The sequence below is a fragment of the Intrasporangium sp. genome (assembly GCF_040414665.1).
Classification (GTDB): domain Bacteria; phylum Actinomycetota; class Actinomycetes; order Actinomycetales; family Dermatophilaceae; genus Intrasporangium.
This window is the reverse complement of sequence record NZ_JBEDUL010000094.1, coordinates 1-3680: the sequence shown is the minus strand read 5'-3', so window position 1 is coordinate 3680 and position 3680 is coordinate 1. Positions and strand designations below refer to the sequence as shown.

The following is a 3680-nucleotide window of genomic DNA, read 5'->3' as shown; positions in this document are numbered from 1 at the left end:
TGCGGGCGAGGCGGCTCGGCCACCACATGCGTCCCTTGAGGTCGAGGTTCAGTGCCGTCACCAGCACCGACCTGACGATCAGGGTGTCGAGGAGAACTCCGAGCGCGACGGCGAAGCCGACCTCGGCGAACGCGACTACCGGCATGGTCGCGAGGACCGCGAACGTGCCTGCGAGGACAAGCCCGGCCGAGGTGATGACGCCACCGGTTGCGGCCAGCCCGGTGAGGGCGCCGCGCCAGGTGCCGACCTCCTTCGACTCCTCGTGGACCCGGGTCATCAGGAAGATGTTGTAGTCGATCCCGAGTGCGACGAGGAAGACGAAGACGAACAGCGGTAGCGATGGATCCGCACCGGCGAAGCCGAACACGTGCCGGAAGATCAGTGCGCTCAAGCCCATTGCCGCGCCGAAGGAGAGCACGACCGTTCCGATGAGGAGCAGCGGCGCCGTGAACGCGCGCAGCAGCAGCACGAGGATGAGCAGCACCACGCCGAGGATGAGCGGAATAGTCCGCTTGTTGTCCTCGTCCGAGGCCCGCAGCGTGTCGGCGCGTGCAGCGGTGTCACCACCGGCGATCGCATCGGCGTTGGGCACCTCGGCGATCGCGTCGCGGATCCGGTCGACGGACTTCGTGGCCGCGTCGGAGTCGGGCGCGTCGCTCAGCGTCGTCTGGATGAGCGACCGACCGTTGCGGGCGATCGGGTCCGCCACCGAGCTGACGCCCTCGACGGTCTTGAGCCGGTCCTGCACGGCCGCCGCCTGGTCGGTGTTCGCCAGGACGAGGACGGGTGACCCGGACCCGGCTGGGAAGTGCTTGGCCAGCACCTCTTCACCGACCACGGACTCGGGCGTCGTGTAGAAGGCGTCCTTGTTTGCCAAGCCCGTCGCGTTGAGCTGGAGCACACCGAGGGTGGCGATGGCGAGAACGACCGACGTGACGACCCAGGTGCGCCGCGGGGCGTGCGAGATCCGGTTGCCCGTGCGAGCCCAGAAGCCGTCGCGGGTGTGGTCGGCCGATCCGAAGGTCGGGCGGACCGGCCAGAAGATCCATCGTCCGAAGACGACGAGCAGGGCCGGGAGAAGGGTCAGCATGACGAGCAGGGCGACGCCGATGCCGATGGCGGCGACCGGTCCCAGGCCGCTGGTCGAGCTCATCGTCGCGACGAGGAGGCACAGCATGCCCGCGATGACGGTCGAGCCCGATGCGACGATGGCCGGCCCGGCCCGGTGCAGGGCGAAGGCCATCGCCTCATGACGGTCCTGGTGACGCCGGAGCTCTTCGCGGTATCGGGCGACGAGCAGGAGTGCGTAGTCGGTGCCTGCGCCGAAGACGATGACGGTCAGGATGGCCGAACTCTGCGCGTTGACGGTGAGGGTGTCACTGTCCGCGAGGTAGTAGATCACCGCCTGCGAGATGAAGAGTGCGGTGCCCGCGGAGATGAGCGGGATGAGCCAGAGGATCGGGCTGCGGTAGGTGATGAGCAGGATGATGATGACGACGGCCATCGCGGCGTAGAGCAGCTTGCCGTCGATGCCGGCGAAGGCCTCGGACGAGTCGGCGCCGAAGCCGATCGGGCCGGTCACGTGCATCGTCAGTCCGGCCGGACGGTCGGCTGCGATCGAGCGCAGCTGGTCGGTGATCGCCGGGAGGTTCTCCCAGCCGTCCTCACCGATGTCCATCGGGACGATGACCTGGATGGCCTTGCCGTCTTCGGACCGGATGGGCCCGACGGCGTCCTTCTTGACGGGCTCCATGGCGTCGAACGCCGTGACGTGTCCTGCGACCGCGTGGAGGTCGGCCGCTGTGACACCGTCAGGACGCTCGTAGACGAGGACGGCTGGCGCCTCGTTCCTGCTCTGGAACGCCTCGAGCTCCTTGGCGACCTGGGTCGACTGGGCGTTCTCCGGAAGCCAGGACGTGGCGTCGTTGTTCAGTGCCCCCTGGAGCTTGCCGGCCGGGCCGAACGACACCGCGAGGATGACGAGCCAGAAGCCGACGACGAGCCATTTCGTCACGCGCGACGACGGCAGCCAGGCGAGCCGCCCCACGTCCCCTATGCGTGTTTCTGTCATGGTGAGTGCCTTTCCCCCTGAACCAGAAGCCGCCTCGTGCGGCAACCACCATTCGACCGTAGGGACCGGGCGTGGGTCCGTCATCGCAATTACGGGGGATTGGGGGATCGCCTCAGGGGCGGATCAGGGCTGTCCCCGAGTCGCGCTCGCCACGGCGTCTGCCTACCGTCGTCGACATGGACGGACAGGGCGCTACGAGCCGACCTGAAACGGCGGTGCCCGTCGAGCTCGACTTCCCGTTCCGCGGCCGCTGGCTCGTGCAGAACAGCCCCGACCGCCGGGTCCCGAGCCACGGCACCCACCTCTTCGGGACGACTTACGCCATCGACTTCGTGCCGGTGGACGAGAGGGGTCGATCTGCACCTCACACCTGGCGTTCGCTGGTCTCGGTCGAGCCGCCGGAGATCTTCGTCGGCTTCGGTCGGCCGGTCCTCGCGCCCGCGGCCGGCACCGTCGTCGCGGTCCACGACGGGGAGCCGGACCACGAGGCACGGCGCTCGCAACCGGCGCTCCTGTCCTATGCGCTGAGCCAGGCTGGACGGGTGCGGCTCGGTCCGAACGCGATCGCCGGCAACCATGTCGTCATCGCGCTCGCGCCGAGTGGGCCATTTGTCCTGCTCGCCCACCTACGGAACGGGAGCGTCTCCGTGCGGCCGGGCGACCTACTCAGGGTCGGGGACGTCATTGGCGCCTGTGGCAACTCCGGCAACAGCACCGAGCCGCACGTCCATGTGCAGGTGACCGACTCGACCGACTGGGCCACGACCCGAGGGCTGCCGATCGTCTTCCGCGCGCCGAGCGGTCGGGTCTGGCTGCCTGCTGAGCGCGAGGTCGTCGACGTCTGAGCGGCCGGGCACTGACTGCGCATCCGACGACGAGCGAGCCCAGCGGCATACGGCATAAGGTCGTTGGGTGCACTTCCTCAACGGGCTCCAGCCGCAGTACGACCTCACCTACGACGACGTCTTCATGGTGCCGAGCCGCTCCTCGGTGTCGAGCCGCCTCGACGTCGACCTCGCAGCGGCGGACGGCACGGGTACCACCATCCCGATCGTCGTGGCCAACATGACCGCGATCGCTGGGCGACGGATGGCCGAGACGGTGGCGCGTCGCGGCGGGCTCGCGGTCGTCCCTCAGGACATCCCCGTCGAGGTCGTCAGCGAGGTCATCGGCTGGGTCAAGGAGCGTCACCTCGTCCATGACACCGCGATCACGCTCGACCCGCACATGACGGCCGGCGAGGCGCACATCCTGCTCGGCAAGCGCGCGCACGGCGCGGGGATCGTCGTCGAGGGGCGGCGCCCGGTCGGGATCGTGACGGAGAAGGACCTGACTGGCGTGGACCGCTTCACCCAGGTGCAGGACGTCATGTTCCGGGAGATGGTCGTCCTGCCGGAGGACGTCGACGCGCGGCACGCGTTCGAGCGGCTCACCGCGGAGCGTCGCCGAGTTGCGCCCGTCGTGGGGGCGGACGGCACCCTAGTCGGGATCCTCACCAAGGAGGGTGCCGTGCGGTCGGGCCTCTATACGCCTGCGGTCGACGCGGCTGGCCGGCTACGGATCGCCGCGGCCGTGGGCGTCAACGGTGACGTCGCGGCGAAGGCGGCCC

The 3680-nt window shown here is 69.2% G+C and carries 3 protein-coding genes; 2 read left to right on the top strand and 1 reads right to left on the bottom strand.

The features are described 5' to 3' along the window. A partial coding sequence (locus ABF401_RS10505) for an MMPL family transporter (RefSeq protein WP_353509507.1) occupies positions 1–2071 on the bottom strand: 2071 nt, incomplete at its 3' end. Positions 2072–2247: 176 nt separating this feature from the next. Between ABF401_RS10505 and ABF401_RS10500 the strand changes: the two genes are divergently transcribed. Next, positions 2248–2916: a M23 family metallopeptidase gene (locus tag ABF401_RS10500; protein WP_353509506.1), complete on the top strand. Its 669-nt coding sequence runs from the start codon at positions 2248–2250 to the stop codon at positions 2914–2916. 67 nt (positions 2917–2983) lie between these two features. Then, positions 2984–3680 (top strand): IMP dehydrogenase (locus ABF401_RS10495; protein ID WP_353509505.1); only part of this gene is annotated, 697 nt, incomplete at its 3' end.

Coding starts and splice junctions, on each gene's coding strand:
- ABF401_RS10500 (WP_353509506.1), top strand. CDS start 2,248: ATGGACGGACAGGGCGCTACGAGCCGACCTGAAACGGCGGTGCCCGTC.